14 protein-coding genes are annotated in these 16,686 nt (G+C 63.0%); 11 read left to right on the forward strand and 3 right to left on the reverse strand.

What is annotated here, in order from left to right; genetic code table 11:
• From C0Z16_RS02055 to C0Z16_RS02085, 6 genes are all read left to right on the forward strand, one after another.
• Entirely contained in the window at nt 1-651 is a 651-nt protein-coding gene (locus C0Z16_RS02055; RefSeq protein WP_102630636.1) for a paraquat-inducible protein A, read from the forward strand.
• Complete coding sequence (locus C0Z16_RS02060) at nt 644-2,302, forward strand: PqiB family protein (RefSeq protein WP_102630556.1); 1,659 nt, start codon at nt 644-646, stop codon at nt 2,300-2,302. Before C0Z16_RS02055 ends, C0Z16_RS02060 begins: the two co-directional genes overlap by 8 nt.
• Nucleotides 2,299-3,045 carry a PqiC family protein gene (locus tag C0Z16_RS02065; protein ID WP_102630557.1) on the forward strand — a complete coding sequence of 249 codons (747 nt, stop codon included), beginning with the start codon at nt 2,299-2,301 and terminating at the stop codon, nt 3,043-3,045. Before C0Z16_RS02060 ends, C0Z16_RS02065 begins: the two co-directional genes overlap by 4 nt.
• 476 nt (nt 3,046-3,521) lie before the next feature.
• Nucleotides 3,522-4,811, forward strand: a complete 1,290-nt coding sequence (locus C0Z16_RS02075) for a THUMP domain-containing class I SAM-dependent RNA methyltransferase (RefSeq protein WP_102630559.1) — start codon at nt 3,522-3,524, stop codon at nt 4,809-4,811.
• 328 nt (nt 4,812-5,139) lie between these two features.
• Nucleotides 5,140-5,523, forward strand: coding sequence for a VOC family protein (locus C0Z16_RS02080; protein WP_102630560.1), 384 nt, complete (start codon nt 5,140-5,142; stop codon nt 5,521-5,523).
• A gap of 79 nt (nt 5,524-5,602) precedes the next feature.
• On the forward strand, nt 5,603-6,343 hold the full coding sequence (locus C0Z16_RS02085; protein ID WP_102630561.1) for a helix-turn-helix transcriptional regulator: 741 nt from the start codon (nt 5,603-5,605) through the stop codon (nt 6,341-6,343).
• Nucleotides 6,344-6,450: 107 nt separating this feature from the next.
• Here C0Z16_RS02085 and C0Z16_RS02090 read toward each other — a convergent pair whose 3' ends face one another.
• From C0Z16_RS02090 to C0Z16_RS02100, 3 genes are read right to left on the reverse strand one after another with little or no spacing between them, the layout of a single operon-like run.
• Nucleotides 6,451-7,905: an NAD(P)(+) transhydrogenase (Re/Si-specific) subunit beta gene (locus tag C0Z16_RS02090; RefSeq protein WP_102630562.1), complete on the reverse strand. Its 1,455-nt coding sequence runs from the start codon at nt 7,903-7,905 to the stop codon at nt 6,451-6,453.
• Nucleotides 7,905-8,234 carry an NAD(P) transhydrogenase subunit alpha gene (locus tag C0Z16_RS02095; RefSeq protein ID WP_102630563.1) on the reverse strand — a complete coding sequence of 110 codons (330 nt, stop codon included), beginning with the start codon at nt 8,232-8,234 and terminating at the stop codon, nt 7,905-7,907. The genes C0Z16_RS02090 and C0Z16_RS02095 overlap by 1 nt, the downstream gene beginning before the upstream one ends.
• A 26-nt stretch (nt 8,235-8,260) precedes the next feature.
• The gene (locus tag C0Z16_RS02100) at nt 8,261-9,403 is read right to left on the reverse strand and encodes a Re/Si-specific NAD(P)(+) transhydrogenase subunit alpha (RefSeq protein ID WP_102630564.1); all 1,143 of its coding nucleotides are present in this window, start codon (nt 9,401-9,403) and stop codon (nt 8,261-8,263) included.
• Nucleotides 9,404-9,671: 268 nt separating this feature from the next.
• On the opposite strand from C0Z16_RS02100, the gene C0Z16_RS02105 reads away from it, so the two are divergent.
• From C0Z16_RS02105 to glyS, 5 genes are all read left to right on the forward strand, one after another.
• Nucleotides 9,672-10,163, forward strand: a complete 492-nt coding sequence (locus tag C0Z16_RS02105; protein WP_102630565.1) for an NUDIX hydrolase — start codon at nt 9,672-9,674, stop codon at nt 10,161-10,163.
• 59 nt (nt 10,164-10,222) lie between these two features.
• Nucleotides 10,223-11,368 (forward strand): tRNA 2-thiouridine(34) synthase MnmA, encoded by a 1,146-nt coding sequence (gene mnmA, locus C0Z16_RS02110; protein ID WP_102630566.1) that lies wholly within the window; start codon nt 10,223-10,225, stop codon nt 11,366-11,368.
• A 130-nt stretch (nt 11,369-11,498) separates the two neighbouring features.
• On the forward strand, nt 11,499-13,109 hold the full coding sequence (locus C0Z16_RS02115; RefSeq protein ID WP_102630567.1) for an FMN-binding glutamate synthase family protein: 1,611 nt from the start codon (nt 11,499-11,501) through the stop codon (nt 13,107-13,109).
• A gap of 447 nt (nt 13,110-13,556) precedes the next feature.
• Entirely contained in the window at nt 13,557-14,564 is a 1,008-nt protein-coding gene (glyQ, locus tag C0Z16_RS02120) for a glycine--tRNA ligase subunit alpha (protein ID WP_102630637.1), read from the forward strand.
• 15 nt (nt 14,565-14,579) lie between these two features.
• The gene (gene glyS, locus C0Z16_RS02125) at nt 14,580-16,682 is read left to right on the forward strand and encodes a glycine--tRNA ligase subunit beta (protein WP_102630568.1); all 2,103 of its coding nucleotides are present in this window, start codon (nt 14,580-14,582) and stop codon (nt 16,680-16,682) included.
• Nucleotides 16,683-16,686: the final 4 nt, after the last annotated feature.

Genomic DNA, 16,686 nt, shown 5'->3' on the forward strand with positions numbered 1-16,686 from the left:
ATGAAATACGTCACCGCAAAACGCGCGGGTCTCGTCACCTGCCACGCATGCGGACGCGTCGAACCGCGCATCCGCTCGGTCACGCCGCAGCACTGCGGACGATGCGGCGCCCGCCTTCACTCGCGCAACCCCGACAGCCTGATGCGCACATGGGCGCTGCTGATCGCCGCGGCCTTGCTGTATATTCCGGCAAATTTGTTGCCGGTCATGCACACGTCGTCGCTGCTCGGTTCAGAGGACGACACCATCATGAGCGGCGTCGTCTACTTCTGGACTTCCGGCGACTGGCCGCTCGCGGTAATCGTGTTCGTCGCCAGCATCATGGTGCCGATGCTCAAGCTGAGCGTGCTGGCGCTCCTCACCATCACGGTTCAGCGCCGCTCGCGCTGGCGCCCGCAGCAACGCACCACGCTTTACCGGATGGTCGAACGGATCGGCCGCTGGTCGATGCTCGACGTGTTCGTCGTCACGTTGACAGTCGCGCTGGTGCGCTTCAAGTCGCTTGCCGTGATCACGGCCGGGCCAGGCGCGATTGCGTTCGGTTCGGTGGTGATCCTGACCATGATGGCATCCATGCAATTCGATCCACGGCTCATCTGGGACGACGTGGACGGCAGTACTCAAAAACCTCAGGACCTCGAACATGACTAGCCCGCCAGGACCGACGCCCGCCTCCGATGCGCCGCGCAACGATTCGAACGGACCGAAGCTCCCGCCCCAACTGCCAGACCCCGACATCGAGCCACGCAGCCGCTGGCTGCCGTCGCTCGTGTGGGTGATTCCTCTGATCGCCGCGCTAATCGGCATTGCGCTCGTTATCAAATCGGTGACGGAAAAAGGCCCGACCATCACCATCAGCTTTATCAGCGCGGAAGGGCTCGAGCCCGGCAAAACGAAGGTCAAATACAAGGACGTCGACGTCGGCGCGGTGAAGTCCATTACGTTGTCGAAAGATCTTTCGCACGTGCTCGTTCAGGTGCAACTGACGAAGGAAGGTGAAGACTTCGCGGTCAAGGATTCGCGCTTCTGGGTCGTGCGACCGCGCGTGGGCGCGAGCGGCGTGTCGGGTCTCACGACGCTGCTCTCCGGCGCGTATATCGGCGCGGATGCCGGCCATTCGCCGGACAGCGAGAAGAACTTCGTCGGCCTGGAAACGCCGCCGCCCATTACCGGCGGCCAGAAAGGTCACCAGTTCGTGCTGCATGGCGATTCGCTCGGCTCCATCGATATTGGTTCGCCGATTTTCTACCGCCGCGTGCAGGTCGGCCAGGTAGTCGGTTTCTCGCTCGACAAGGACGGCACCGGCGTGACCATGCAGGTGTTCGTGTCCGCGCCGTTCGACCAGTACGTCGGCACCAATTCGCGCTGGTGGCATGCGAGCGGCGTCGATCTGCGGCTCGATTCGAGCGGCTTCAAGCTGAACACGCAATCGCTTGCGACGGTGATCGTCGGCGGCTTGTCGTTCCAGTCGCCGCCGGGCCAGGGCGTGGGCGCACAGGCGCCGAACAATATGACGTTCCGCTTGGGCTCCGATGAGGCCGACGCGATGCGCGAACCGGACGGCGAGCCGCTGCGAGTCGTGATGAACTTCAACCAGTCGCTGCGCGGGCTGTCGGTCGGCGCACCGGTCGACTTCCGCGGCATCGTGCTCGGTCAGGTGACGAACATCGGCATCGACTACGATCCGAAAACGCGCAGCTTCACGATGCCCGTGACCATTAACCTGTACCCGGACCGCCTGGGCAAGCGCTTCCGCGAAACTGCGCCGGCGCCGGGCAGCCTCGCCGGTCAGAGTCTGCTGCAACAACTGGTCAAACACGGTCTGCGCGGCCAGTTGCGCACGGGCAATCTGATCACGAGCCAGTTGTATGTGGCGCTCGACATCTTCCCGAAGGCGCCGCCGGCCACTGTCGACGTCGCAAACGATCCGCTCGAATTGCCGACGATTCCGAACACGCTCGACGAGTTGCAGCTCCAGGTCGCCGACATCGCGAAGAAGCTCGACAAGGTGCCGTTCGACCAGATCGGCAGCAACCTGAACAACGCGCTGAAGAATGCCGATCAGCTCTTCAAGCGCCTCGACACAGAAGTCGTGCCGCAAGCGCGCGACACGCTGACGGCGGCGAAACAGACGTTCGGCTCGGCACAGGCTACGTTGCAGCAGGACTCGCCGTTGCAGTCGGATGTGCATCAGGCGTTGCAAGAATTGACGCGCACGTTGCAGTCGCTCAATGCGCTGTCGGATTATCTGGAGCGTCATCCGGAATCGTTGTTGCGTGGTAAAGCAGGAGATAAACCATGATGTTTGCCCGCCTTCCCCGGCTTTCGCGCCTGCCACGCGGCCTCGCGCGCGGCGCTGTCTATGCCGGCGCAGTCGCCGGAGTGTTTGCTCTCGCGGCGTGTTCGTCACCGAGCAGCCGGTTCTATACGTTGGGCGACGTGAGCGGCGGCGGATCGGCGGGGGTGTCGAGCGTGCGCACGTTAGCAGCGCCGGCGTGGCTAATCGAAGTCGCGCCCATCGACGTGCCGCCGCAAGTCGCGAAGACCCAGTTGGTCGTGCAAACGGGACCGACGCAGGTCAAGGTGCTCGAAGAGGACCGTTGGGCGTCGTTGCCTGGTGATGAGTTGCGGCGCGCGTTGTCCACGAGTCTCACGCAGCAGCTCAACACGATCGATGTTTACGGCACGGCTTATTCGGATACGACACCCGTGTATCGGGTCAGCGTGAATGTGCAGCGGTTTGAATCGTGGCCTGGGTCGCATGCACTGATCGATGCTGTGTGGAGCGTGCGGGCTGTTCGTAGTACCGCTGTCATGACTTGCCGGAGTGTGGTTAGCGAGCAGGTCGGGAGTGGGTATGACTCGCTTGTTGACGGGCATCGGAGGGCTTTGCAGCGGGTTTCTGCGCAGATTGCGGGGGCCTTGCAGGCTATGGCTGGTTCTTCTGCTGTTGCTTCTTCCGCTTCGCAGGCAGGCAAGGGCGTTGCTCGGGTGAGTGTGCCGGGTTGCCCTTCTGGTGAGGGTTCTTCTGTTGCTGGAGGGTAGAGGTTTTTTGCCCTGCGGCGCTTTCGCGTTTGTTGGTTGTTGGCCTTTTCTTGAATTCGCGGTGATCTATTGGGGTTGCCCCTGTGCGGGGCTGCACTTACTTTCTTTGCGGCCGCAAAGAAAGTAAGCAAAGAAAGCGGCTCACACCGCCAGCTCATAAGCGGGTTCCCTGGTTTGCCGGACGTAGTGGCGCATCTGGAATCGGTGTTCTCGCGCATTCGACGCCGTGACAAGGCAGTCATGCCTCCCGCCTCGCGCAGTGCGCTCTCCGGAAAAATTCGCTGAAAACCGGCACTTATGTCTCGCGCCGCGGGGCCATCGTCTTCGCCTCGGCGAGGCGCCAAGTGCCTGTCCAGGGCAGAGCCTGGACCGCGATCAGTTCAAGAAAACGCCACCAACCCCGCACCAACAAAAAGCCCCTCGCCGACCGCGTACAATACGCCCTTATCCAACGCCTCCCGGCCTCGCGCACTCCCATGTCCTTCGATTTCTTCCTCCCTTGCCCACGCGGCCTTGAAGCCACGCTCGCGGCCGAACTCGCCGAAATTGCGGCAAAACATCTGAATGGCGCGCCCTTTACCGCCGGCTCGCAAGTGCCCGGCGGCGTGCATTTTCGCGGCGGCTGGGCGGCCGGTATGGCAGCCAATCTGCATTCGCGCATCGCGAGCCGCGTGCTGCTGAAGATCGCGCATCGTCCGTATCGGAGCGAGCAGGACATCTACGCGCTCGCCGTCGAGCAGCGTTGGGAGCAGTGGTTCTCCGCGAACGAGACGCTGCGCGTCGACGTCACCGCCATCAAATCGCCGCTGCGCAGCCTCGAATTCACGACGCTGCGCGTGAAGGACGCGATCTGCGACCGTCTGCGCGAAGTCAGCGGCGCGCGCCCGAACATCGACACCGCCACGCCCGACGTCCGCGTGTTCGCGTTTCTCACCGCGACCGATTGCACGCTTTATCTCGACACCTCCGGCGACCCGCTCTTCAAGCGCGGCTGGCGTCTCGACAAGGGCGCGGCGCCGCTGCGCGAAAACCTTGCGGCGGGCATCCTGCGTCTGACCGGCTGGAGCGCCGGCACACCGCTGTACGACCCGATGTGCGGCAGCGGCACGTTCCTCGCCGAAGCCGCGCAAGTCGCGCTGAACATTGCGCCTGGCGCGGAACGCAGCTTCGGCTTCGAAAGGCTCAAGCAGTACGACAGCAAAACCTGGCAAACATTGAAGGCTGCTGCGCTCGACGCCAAACACGCCGCCCGCAACTCGCGCGCCGACCTGCAGATTTTCGGCAGCGATATTTCCGGCGACATGCTCGATAAAGCGCGCGCGAATTTCCAGCGCGCGGGTTTGTCGTCGATTCCGCTCAAACAGGTCGACGCGCGCGGCATGACGCCGCCGAGTTCGGAGCCCGGCATTCTCGTCGCCAATCCGCCGTATGGCGAACGGATCGAAGTACGCGGGCGCAACGCGCGCGGCGAAGTCCGCGAGGGACGCAATCGCGACAATCGTGAAGACGACGGTTTTCGCCGCGCGCAAGAAGAAACGCCCGACAGCGAATTTTTCCAGTCGCTCGGCGATGCGCTCAAGCAGCGCTTCACCGGCTGGCACGCGTTCATCCTGACGTCGGATCGCAAGCTGCCTGGTCAGTTGCGTCTGCGGGAATCGACCAAGACGCCGCTCTTCAATGGCGCGCTCGAATGCAGGCTGTTCCGCTTCGATCTGATCGCGGGCAGCGTGCGCCAACGGCCGCAAAACGATACGCCCGCCGCTTGAACGGGACCAACCACGGGCCGCTTTCCGGGCGTAAAGACGTGAGTCGCGCAGCATTGCGCAAGCCGCCCGCGAAGGGCATATCGTGCGCTTGAGGCCCGAGCCCCCGCCCCACGTCGCTCCTGACGTAAAGCGTGACCACAGGCGAGGAAGCACAACGAAAACCGCGGACACCGTTCCGCGGTTTTTTTTCGCCGTCTCATTCAGGCCGTACGGCCGAACCCTACTGCCACACCCTACTGACACCACGCTGTCAGCAGCACCCCCGCACACTCCTTCTCACGCCATCCGGCGCCTTGTCCGGCTTATCCGCCATCCATAGGAGAGTGTCATGTCCGAATCGTCGAAAGTTGTTGCATGGTTTGAAATTCCGTCCGTCGATTTCGATCGCGCCGTTCGCTTTTATGAAGCTGCGCTCGACGTCAAACTGAATCGCCAGGAAATCGGCGGTCAGCCGATCGCCCTGTTCGGCTACGAAGAACCAGCCACCGGCGGCGCGATCGTCCACAGCCCGTCGATGACACCGAAGGGCGACGGCGTGCTTGTCTATCTGAACGCGCGGCCGACAGTGGACGCCGCCCTCGCACGCATCGAAGAAGCCGGCGGCAAGACCGACGGCCCGGTCATCAAACTGCCGCAGGACATCGGCTATATCGCGTTCTTCACCGATACCGAAGGTAACCGCCTCGGCCTGCATTCGCGGACCAACGGTTAAAGCGCAAGGCGGCGAGCATAGACGGCGCAACGCGCAACGCGCCCGCCGTTTGACCGCCAACCGCTGACCGGAGCGCGGCATGCGGCGCTATCATCGCGGGACTGTCCCCGTTCTTTTCTACAAGACGCCCACGATGACGCGCCGCGCCGACCGCCTGTTCCAGATCGCCGAACTGCTGCGCGGCCGGCGTCTGACCACCGCCCAACAACTCGCCGACTGGCTCAACATTTCGCTGCGCACCGTCTATCGCGACGTGCGCGATCTGCAACTGTCAGGCGTGCCGATTGAAGGCGAGGCCGGCATCGGCTACCGGCTGAACCGCACGGCAAGCTTGCCGCCGCTCACCTTCACTGCCGACGAACTCGCGGCGCTCGCCGCCGGCGCGCGCATGCTCGAATCGTGGGGCGGCGCCGGATTTGCGAGCGGAGCGCGAGGCGCGCTTGCCAAGATTGCTTCGGCGATGCCCGCGGACAAGCGCGCGTCGATCGACAGACTCGCGATCTTCGCGCCGTCGTTCCATATCAGGAGTAATTTCTCGACGCAACTTGACACGCTGCATCGCGCAATCGACACACGGCACGCAGTGAGCTTCGCTTATACCGATGCCAACGGGGCCGCCACCGAGCGCCGTGTCTGGCCGCTCGCGCTCGCGTATTGGGGCGCGCGCTGGACGCTCGGCGCGTGGTGTGAATTGCGCGGCGACTTCCGCAATTTTGGGCTGGAGAGGATCCAGCAGCTCGAAGTGCGCGAACCGTATCCGGATCAGGAAGGCAGGCGTCTCGCGGACCTGTTGCGGCATGTGAACGCGAAGCCGCGTTAGAGACGCAGCGCGGGAAAGCGGCCGCCGGATTCCGCATCCGCGTTCAAGCTGCCAGCTCAGAGTCTCGCGGCCGCCGGCAAGGCAAGCCGCGAGCCCCTTGCACGTGCTCAGTCCACCGACTTCACCATATCCTCGATCACCTTCTTCGCGTCGCCGAACACCATCATCGTCTTGTCCATGTAGAACAGGTCGTTGTCGAGCCCGGCGTACCCCGCCGCCATCGAGCGTTTGTTCACAATGACAGTGCGCGCCTTATAAGCCTCGATGATCGGCATGCCCGCAATCGGCGACTTCGGATCGTTCTTCGCGGCCGGGTTCACCACGTCGTTCGCACCGAGCACCAGCACCACGTCGACCTGACCGAACTCGCCGTTGATGTCGTCCATCTCGAACACCATGTCGTACGGCACTTCCGCTTCCGCGAGCAGCACGTTCATATGGCCAGGCATGCGTCCGGCCACCGGGTGAATCGCGTACTTCACCTCGATGCCCTTCTCCACCAGCTTGTCGGTCAGTTCCTTCAACGCATGCTGCGCACGCGCCACGGCCAACCCATAACCCGGCACGATCACCACGGTTTCGGCGTTGCCGAGCATGAACGATGCATCATCAGCCGAACCGGATTTCACTGGACGCTGCTCCGCCGAGCCGCCCGCCGCCGCCGCGCCCGGCTCGTTGCCGAAGCCGCCGAGAATCACGTTGAAGAATGAACGGTTCATCGCGCGGCACATGATGTACGACAGGATCGCACCCGACGAGCCGACGAGCGACCCGGCGATGATCAGCATCGGATTGTTCAGCGAGAAGCCGATGCCCGCCGCCGCCCAGCCCGAGTACGAATTGAGCATCGACACGACCACCGGCATATCCGCGCCGCCGATCGGAATGATGATCAGCACGCCAAGCACGAACGCGATCACCGTCATGATGATGAACGGCAGCCACGACTGCGTGAAGAAGAAGATGATGCCGAAGCCGAGCATCGCGAGCGCGAGCATCAGGTTGATCAGATGCTGACCCGCGTACACGACCGGCGCGCCCTGGAAGAGGCGAAACTTGTACTTGCCCGAGAGCTTGCCGAACGCGATCACCGAACCGCTAAAAGTAATCGCGCCGACGAACGTGCCGATAAACAGTTCGACGCGATTGCCGTAAGGCAGGAAGCCCGGCACCGGATACTCGGGATCGATAAGACCGAACGCGGCCGGCTCCGACACCACCGCATACGCGATGCAGACGGCGGCGAGACCGATCAGCGAGTGCATGGCCGCGACCAGTTCCGGCATCTTCGTCATCTCGACGCGCGCGGCGACAAACGCGCCGACCGTGCCGCCGATAATCAGCGCAACCAGCAGCAGACCCAGCCCCAAGCCAAGATTCGAGCCGAGCGCGTTGGCTTGCCTCGCGATCAGCGCGATGGTCGTGAGGATCGCAATCGCCATCCCAACCATGCCGAACGTATTGCCGATGCGCGCGGTCTTCGGATTCGACAGCCCCTTGAGCGCCTGGATGAAGCAGACCGACGCGACCAGATAAAGCAGCGTGACGACGTTCAGACTCATTACGCGTTCTCCTTCGTCTTGTCGGCGATGAGTTTCTTCGGCTCTTTCTTGCGGAACATCTCGAGCATCCGTCTTGTCACCAGAAAGCCGCCGAATACGTTGACCGCGGCGAGCGCGACGGCGAGCGTGCCGAAGAACTTGCCCGGTGCGCCCAGCGTGAGGCCGGTGGCCAGCATCGCGCCGACAATCACGATCGCCGAGATCGCGTTGGTCACCGCCATCAGCGGCGTGTGCAGCGCGGGGGTGACGTTCCAGACCACGTGGTAACCGACGTAGATCGCCAGCACAAAAATGATCAGGTTGATGACGGTGTGGTTGAGCACTTCCATCGCCGTTTCTCCTAGGTGGATTCGTTTTATGCCTTGCGCGCGACTTCGCCGTCGCGGGCCAGCAGCGTGGCCGCGACGATATCGTCGGCGAGGTCGATGTTCAGCGTGCCTTCCTTCGTCACGATCAGCTTGAGGAAGTCGAGCAGGTTGCGTGCATACAGCGACGAGGCGTCGGCGGGCACCATCGAGGCGAGATTCGTATAGCCGACAATCGTCACGCCGTGCTTGACGACCACCTTGTCGGCTTCGGTGAGCGGACAGTTGCCGCCGCGCTGGCCTTCATACTCGGCACCGCGGCCAGCGGCGAGATCGACCAGCACGGAGCCGGGTTTCATCGCCTGCACCGTTTCGACGGAGATCAGCGTCGGCGCCGCGCGGCCGGGAATCAGCGCGGTGGAGATCACGACGTCGGCCTGCTTCGCGCGCTCGTGGACCAGCGCCGACTGACGCGTGAGCCAGGACGGCGGCATAGGCCGCGCATAACCGCCCACACCTTGCGCGGCTTCGCGCTCCTCCTCGGTTTCGTAGGGCACGTCGAGGAATTTGGCGCCGAGCGATTCGATCTGCTCCTTCACGGCCGGGCGCACGTCCGAGGCTTCGATCACGGCGCCCAGACGCTTGGCGGTCGCAATCGCCTGCAGGCCTGCCACGCCCGCCCCGAGAATCAGCACGCGGGCCGCTTTTACCGTGCCGGCCGCCGTCATCAGCATCGGCATAAAGCGCGGATAGAGCGTGGCGGCCAGCAGCACCGCCTTGTATCCGGCGATGTTCGCCTGCGACGACAGCACGTCGAGGCTCTGGGCGCGCGTGGTTCTTGGCGCGGCTTCGAGCGCGAACGCGGTGACGCCGGCCGCGGCCAGCTTCGATGAGTTTTCGGTATTAAAAGGATCGAGCATGCCTACCAGCGTCGCGCCGCGTCTAAGCAGCGGCAGTTCGGCATCGGTTGGAGACTGAACCTTGAGGACGAGCTCGGCGCCGAAAGCAGTGGCCGCATCGACGATTTCCGCGCCGGCGGCTGTGAAGGCGTCGTCGGGAAAGCTTGCGCCGGTGCCGGCGCCGCTCTGGATGGTGACCCGATGGCCCTGGGCCACGTACTTTTTGACCGTTTCGGGCGTCGCGGCGACGCGGGTTTCGTGCGCGCGCGTCTCGGCTGGCACTCCGATGTGCATCGTTCTTCCTCCTCGACTTACTGTTTGACGACAGATTGGCCGACGAGGCACGCCGGCTTGCAGGTGCAACGGCTAACGCCTCACTTTACCCGAAACCTGGGGGACCGCAGAAATCGGGGACAATCCGGGGTTGCCGGCGGGCTATGGTGTCGCGCAGTCAACCGCCGGTACCGAGGCGCCCTGAAGCCGCGCGCCGGAAGGGCGTCGCTCCGAAACCAGCCGCCCGCCTCCCGGCAGTCCGCGGCCATAAACGGTAAAATGCGCATCCATGAAACCGGAAACCTGGCTGCCGCATGTGACCGTCGCGGCCATCGTCGAGCGTGACGGGCGCTTTCTCGTGGTCGAGGAACATACCGCCGCAGGCTTGCGCCTCAATCAGCCGGCCGGCCATCTTGAAGCCGGCGAAACGCTGCTGGAAGCGGTGATCCGTGAAACACTCGAGGAAACCGCGCATCCGTTCACGCCCGAGGCGCTGGTCGGCATGTACATGACGCATTTCGAGCGGCCGGGCAATGACGGCGTGAGCGCAGGCGTAACCTACCTGCGATTCACCTATTGCGGGACAGGCGGCGAGCCGGAGGCGGCACGCACGCTCGATCCCGACATCGTTCGAACCTTGTGGATGAGCGCCGACGACTTGCGCGCCTGCTCCGAACGGCATCGCACGCCGCTCGTCATGCAGTGTGTCGACGATTACCTGGCAGGCCGGCGTTTCCCGCTCGACTTCGTGCACACGCATTCGGTCGGGCCAAAAAGATAAACATCGCGGTAGCCGCGACCCACGATCCATGAAGTCAAGCAGTACCCAGTGAGCATCTTATGAGCAAGCAGAAAGTCGTAGTAGGCATGTCGGGCGGCGTCGATTCGTCGGTCACCGCGTGGCTGCTGAAGGAACAGGGCTACGACGTGGTCGGCCTGTTCATGAAAAACTGGGAAGACGACGACGACAGCGAATACTGCTCAACGCGGCAGGACTGGATCGACGTGGTGTCGGTCGCGGACCTGATCGGCATCGACGTGGAAGCGGTCAATTTCGCGGCCGAGTACAAAGACCGCGTGTTCGCCGAATTCCTGCGCGAATATTCAGCCGGCCGCACACCGAACCCAGACGTGCTGTGCAACGCCGAAATCAAGTTCAAGGCCTTCCTCGATCACGCTATGTCGCTTGGTGCCGAAACCATCGCGACCGGACACTACGCGCGCGTGCGTGAAAACAATGGCCGCTTCGAACTGCTGAAGGCGTTCGACCCTACGAAAGATCAGTCGTACTTTCTGCACCGCTTGAATCAGGCACAGTTGTCGAAAACGCTGTTTCCGTTGGGCGAGATTCCGAAGACGAAGGTGCGCGAAATCGCCGAACAGATCGCGCTGCCCAATGCCAGGAAAAAGGATTCGACCGGCATCTGTTTTATCGGTGAACGGCCGTTCCGCGACTTCCTGAACCGCTATCTCCCGACCAAGCCAGGCTCGATGAAAACCACCGACGGCAAAACGGTCGGCGAACACATCGGCCTGGCGTTCTACACGTTTGGGCAGCGCAAGGGCATTGGCCTCGGCGGCAGCAAGGACGGCAGCGGCGAGCCGTGGTTCGTGGCGGGCAAGGACATCCCGTCAAATACGCTGTATGTCGCGCAAGGCCACGATCATCCATGGCTCCTGAGTCATACGCTCAGCGCGGGCAACACGAGCTGGGTCGCGGGCGAGCCGCCAGCGGAAGGCTTCGCCTGCGGCGCGAAAACCCGTTACCGGCAAGCGGATGCACCCTGCTCGTTCAAGACGGCGAACCACGGCGAAGGCCTCTTCCAACTCACTTTCGACGACGCGCAGTGGGCTGTCACACCAGGGCAATCCGCCGTGCTTTACGATGGCGACGTGTGTCTGGGCGGCGGCATCATCGAACATGCGGAGACCGGGAAGCCAGCCGCGCGCGAGCCGCAGAAGGCGGCGTTGTTCAGCGCACGTTAATACAGCTCACTTCTTCCCACACCTGGCGTCTCCCTGACAAGCAGTCGCTCGTTTTCCCTCGCGGTGGATCCGTCCGCGCCTCCAGCGCCGACGATCCCTCCGTGACGATCTTCACTGCACCGGAGTCCCCATGCTTTCTCGACGTTATTTCGCCATGTGGTGCGCAGTCGCGCTGCTCGCCGTTTGCGCGGCGCTCGCCACGACGCACTACGTTTCGTGGTTCTGCATCGTCGTGCCGGTCGCGCTCGTCGCACTCGGCCTGTTCGATCTGACGCAGCAGCGGCACGCGATTCTGCGCAACTATCCGCTGTGGGGGCATTTACGTTTTCTGTTCGAGTTCATTCGCCCGGAAATTCGCCAGTATTTCGTCGAGGGCGATACGGATGAAAAGCCGTTCTCGCGCGCTCAACGCAGCATCGTCTATCAGCGCGCGAAAAACGACGTGGACAGCCGACCGTACGGAACCGAGGTCGACGTGAAGGCCGTCGCGCACGAATGGATCAGCCACTCGCTCGCGCCGACCAGGCTCGACCATCACGACTTCCGCATCCTAGTCGGCGCCGATCGCGCGCAGCCTTACTCGATGTCGATCTTCAACGTCTCGGCGATGAGCTTCGGCTCGCTGTCCGCGAACGCGATCATGGCACTGAACCTCGGCGCGAAAAAAGGCAACTTTGCGCACGACACGGGCGAAGGCTCGATGTCGAAGTATCACCGCGAGCACGGCGGCGACATCATCTGGGAAATCGCGTCGGGCTATTTCGGCTGCCGTAACGACGACGGCACGTTCAGCGCGGAAAAGTTCGCGAAGCAGGCCGCCGAGCCGCAAGTGAAAATGATCGAGGTGAAGCTGTCGCAAGGTGCGAAGCCCGGTCATGGCGGTGTGCTGCCGGCCGCAAAGATCACGCCTGAAATCGCGGAAACGCGCGGCGTGCCGATGGGCCGCGACTGCATTTCGCCGGCCACCCATTCGGAGTTTTCGACGCCGCGCGGCCTGCTCGAATTCGTCGACCGTTTGCGCACCCTGTCGGGCGGCAAGCCGACCGGGTTCAAGCTGTGCATTGGGCATCCGTGGGAATTCTTCGGTATTGCGAAGGCGATGCTGGAGACAGGCATTCTGCCGGACTTCATCGTCGTGGATGGCGCGGAAGGCGGAACGGGCGCGGCGCCGCTCGAGTTCACCGATCACGTCGGCGTGCCCTTGCAGGAAGGCCTGCTGCTGGTGCACAACACGCTCGTGGGCATCGGCTTGCGGCAAAGGATTCGCATCGGCGCGAGCGGCAAGATGATCACCGCGTTCGACATCACGAAGACACTCGCCATCGGCGCGGATTGGATCAACGCGGCGCGCGGTTTCATGTTCGCGGTGGGCTGCATTCAGGCGCAAACCTGTCACACAGGACGCTGCCCGACGGGCGTCGCAACGCAAGACCCGGTGCGCCAGCGTGCGCTCGTCGTGCCGGACAAGGCCGATCGTGTCTTCAACTTCCATCACAACACGCTGCATGCACTGAAGGAAATCATTCAGGCTGCCGGGCTGAAGCATCCGGCTGAGTTGCGCGCGCATCACATCGTGCGGCGCGTGTCGTCGCATGAGGTCCAGTTGATGTCCGAGTTGCTGAAGTATCTCGATCCGGATGATCTGCTCAACGGGAATTATCGTTACTCGTTGTATGAGAAGTGGTGGCCGGTCGCGCAAAGCGATTCGTTTTCGCCGAGGGCGGAGTTGGCGGTGGGGTAAGGGGCGAAAAGCAATGCTCGTTGCGTTTAGGCGAAGGCCAGTCCTCGAAAAGACTCGGCGCGCCGTGAAGGCAATTCAAAAAAGATGGCCACCCCCATCCGACCACTCGCATTTTGCTGACTATTGCCAATACCGATCTGGCGTAACCGATTCAAGTACGGAAGCGCTTGAAGCCTGCAAGGCGAAAATTCCAGGCTACCTGTAATCAAAGTCGTTGCAAACAAAGACGCGCGAGGCTGCCGACGCGCACATCACGTCGTCGCACCAAAATACGGCGAAGCCGCGTCCGCGTATCGCGCAGGCTTACGCGGCAGCATGTCCGTCACGGTCTTCAAAAACGGACGCCCCCCCGCCTTTCCGTTAAAATCTCGGGTTTAGCACTTCGCTCCACGGTCGCCCCGCGCGTTCATGCGCTCGCGGCGCGGCCTCATGCCCGAAAGGCACTTCATGCTCACGTTTCAGCAAATCATTCTGACACTGCAATCCTATTGGGATAAGCAGGGTTGCGCATTGCTCCAGCCGATCGACATGGAAGTCGGCGCGGGCACCTCGCACGTTCACACTTTCCTGCGTGCAATCGGCCCGGAGCCGTGGCGTGCCGCGTATGTCCAACCGTCGCGCCGTCCGAAAGACGGCCGCTATGGCGAGAACCCAAACCGTCTGCAGCACTATTACCAGTACCAGGTCGTACTAAAGCCCGCGCCGGAAAACATCCTGGATCTGTATCTCGGCTCACTCGGAGCGCTCGGCTTCGACCTGAAGCAGAACGACGTGCGCTTCGTCGAAGACGACTGGGAAAATCCCACGCTCGGCGCGTGGGGCCTCGGCTGGGAAGTGTGGCTGAACGGCATGGAAGTGACCCAGTTCACTTACTTCCAGCAAGTCGGCGGTCTCGACTGCAAGCCGGTGCTCGGCGAAATCACGTACGGCCTCGAGCGCCTCGCGATGTACCTTCAAAAGGTCGAGAACGTCTACGACCTCGTCTGGACCGAGTGGGAAGAGCAAGGCCCGAACGGCCCGGAAACGCGCCGCCTCACTTACGGCGACGTGTATCACCAGAACGAAGTCGAACAGTCCACGTATAACTTCGAGCACGCGAACGTCGATCTGCTGTTCACGTTCTTCAACAGCTATGAAGCGGAAGCGAAGCGCATGATCGAAGCGCAGATCGCGCTGCCCGCCTATGAACTCGTGCTGAAGGCCGGCCACACGTTTAACCTGCTCGACGCGCGCGGCGCAATCTCGGTCACGGAACGCGCGGCGTACATCGGCCGGATTCGCGCGCTGTCGCGTCTGGTCGCGCAGGCTTACTACGATTCACGCGAGAAACTCGGCTTCCCGATGCTCGGCAATCCGGTGCACGGCGTGCCCGGCCTCACCACCGACGAGCACGACGCCGCCATGCCCGCGTGGGCGCCGCCGCTGAAAGTCGAACGCAAGATCGACCAGGACTGACGAGAACATCAAGAAATGACTCAACCCCATCAAGCTACCCTGCTGGTCGAACTACTGACCGAGGAACTGCCGCCGAAAGCGCTCGCCCGTCTCGGCGACGCCTTCGCCGAAGGTATTGCAGAGCGCCTCGCGGCGCGCGATCTGATCGAAGGCGAACTGTCGTTTGAACGTTTTGCCACGCCGCGCCGCCTCGCCGTCACCATCCGAAACGTGCGCGCGGTTGCTCCGGAAAAGCATGTGCGCGAAAAAGTGCTGCCGGTTTCCGTCGCGCTCGATAAAGACGGCCAGCCAACCGCGCCACTCGCGAAAAAGCTCGCCGCGCTCGGCTTCCCCGATTTCTCGGTGAGCGACCTGGAGCGCGCGCAGGACGGCAAGGCGGAAGCCTTCTTCCTTCGCTACGCAGCGCCGGGCGCCACGCTCGCGGAAGGCCTGCAAGCCGCCCTCGGCGAAACGCTCGCCAAACTGCCAATTCCGAAGCCGATGACCTATCAGCGTCCGGACGGCTCCGATGTGCAGTTCGTGCGTCCCGCGCATCGCCTGACCGCGTTGCATGGCGAGCGCGTCGTGCCGGTCAGCGCGCTCGGCATCGACGCGGACGACACCACGCTCGGCCATCGCTTCCTATCCGAAGGCTTCGTGCAGATCCAGCACGCGGATTCATACGCCGACACGCTGATGCACAAAGGCCACGTGGTCGCGAACTTCGCCGACCGCAAGGAAACCATCCGCACGCATCTGCTCGCGCAAGCGGACGGCGATCAGGTCGTGATGCCCGAATCGCTGCTGGACGAAGTGACGTCGCTGGTCGAATGGCCGGTGGTCTACGCATGCCGTTTCGAGGACGAATTCCTGCAAGTGCCGCAGGAATGTCTGATTCTCACCATGCAGACGAACCAGAAATACTTCGCGCTGACGGATGTGAACGGCAAGCTGCGCTCGCGCTTCCTGATCGTGTCGAACATCGAGACGTCGACACCGGGCGATATTGTCGAAGGCAATGAGCGTGTCGTGCGTCCGCGTCTCGCCGACGCGAAGTTCTTCTTCGAGCAGGACAAGAAAAAGCCGCTCGCCGATCGCGTGCCCTTGCTCGCGAACGTCGTGTATCACAACAAGCTCGGTTCGGCGCTGCAACGCGTGGAGCGGGTCGAAGCGCTGGCCGGCGCGATCGCCGGTTTGCTCGGCGCGGACGTGGCGCTTGCAAAACGCGCCGCGCGTCTTGCCAAGGCCGACCTGATCACCGACATGGTCGGCGAATTCCCCGAGTTGCAAGGCACGATGGGCACGTACTACGCGCGCCACGACGGCGAGCCGGAAGAAGTCGCGCTCGCGTGCTCGGAACATTATCAGCCGCGTTTTTCCGGCGATGCATTGCCCGGCACGGCAACCGGCACAGTCGTCGCGCTGGCCGACAAGCTGGAAACGCTGGTCGGCATCTGGGGCATCGGTCTGCAACCCACCGGCGAGAAAGACCCGTTCGCGCTGCGCCGTCACGCGCTCGGCGTGCTGCGCATTCTGATCGAGAAGCAACTGGCCGTGGACTTCGTCGAACTGCTGCGCACCGCTTACGCGCAATTCGCCGCCGTGCCGAACGTCGCCGATTCGACGCAAGCCATCTACGAATTCAGCATGGACCGTCTGCGCGGCTTGCTGCGCGAACGCGGACATGCGCCGGATGAAGTCGACGCAGTGCTGGCGCTCAATCCGACGCGTCTCGACGATATCGTCGCGCGTCTCGATGCCGTGCGCGAATTCGCGGCGCTGCCGGAAGCGGCATCGCTTGCCTCAGCCAACAAGCGCATCTCGAACATCCTGAAGAAGTCGGAAGGCATCACCACTGGCGGCGGCGTGCAGTCCGCGTTGCTGGTGGAGCCGGCGGAAAAGGCCTTGAATGCGCAACTCGAACAGGTCGCGCCGCGCGTGCAGTCGCAACTCGCCGCACGCGACTACACCGGTGCGCTGACCGCGCTCGCCGCGTTGCGCGAACCGGTCGACACGTTCTTCAACGACGTGATGGTCAATGCGGAAGACCCGGCGTTGCGGGCCAACCGTCTGGCCTTGCTCGGCGCGCTGCATCAGCAGATGAATTGCGTCGCGGACATTTCCCGACTCGCCGCCTGAGCCG

Origin of the sequence: Paraburkholderia rhynchosiae (assembly GCF_002879865.1) — a bacterium.
Classification (GTDB): Bacteria; Pseudomonadota; Gammaproteobacteria; order Burkholderiales; family Burkholderiaceae; genus Paraburkholderia; species Paraburkholderia rhynchosiae.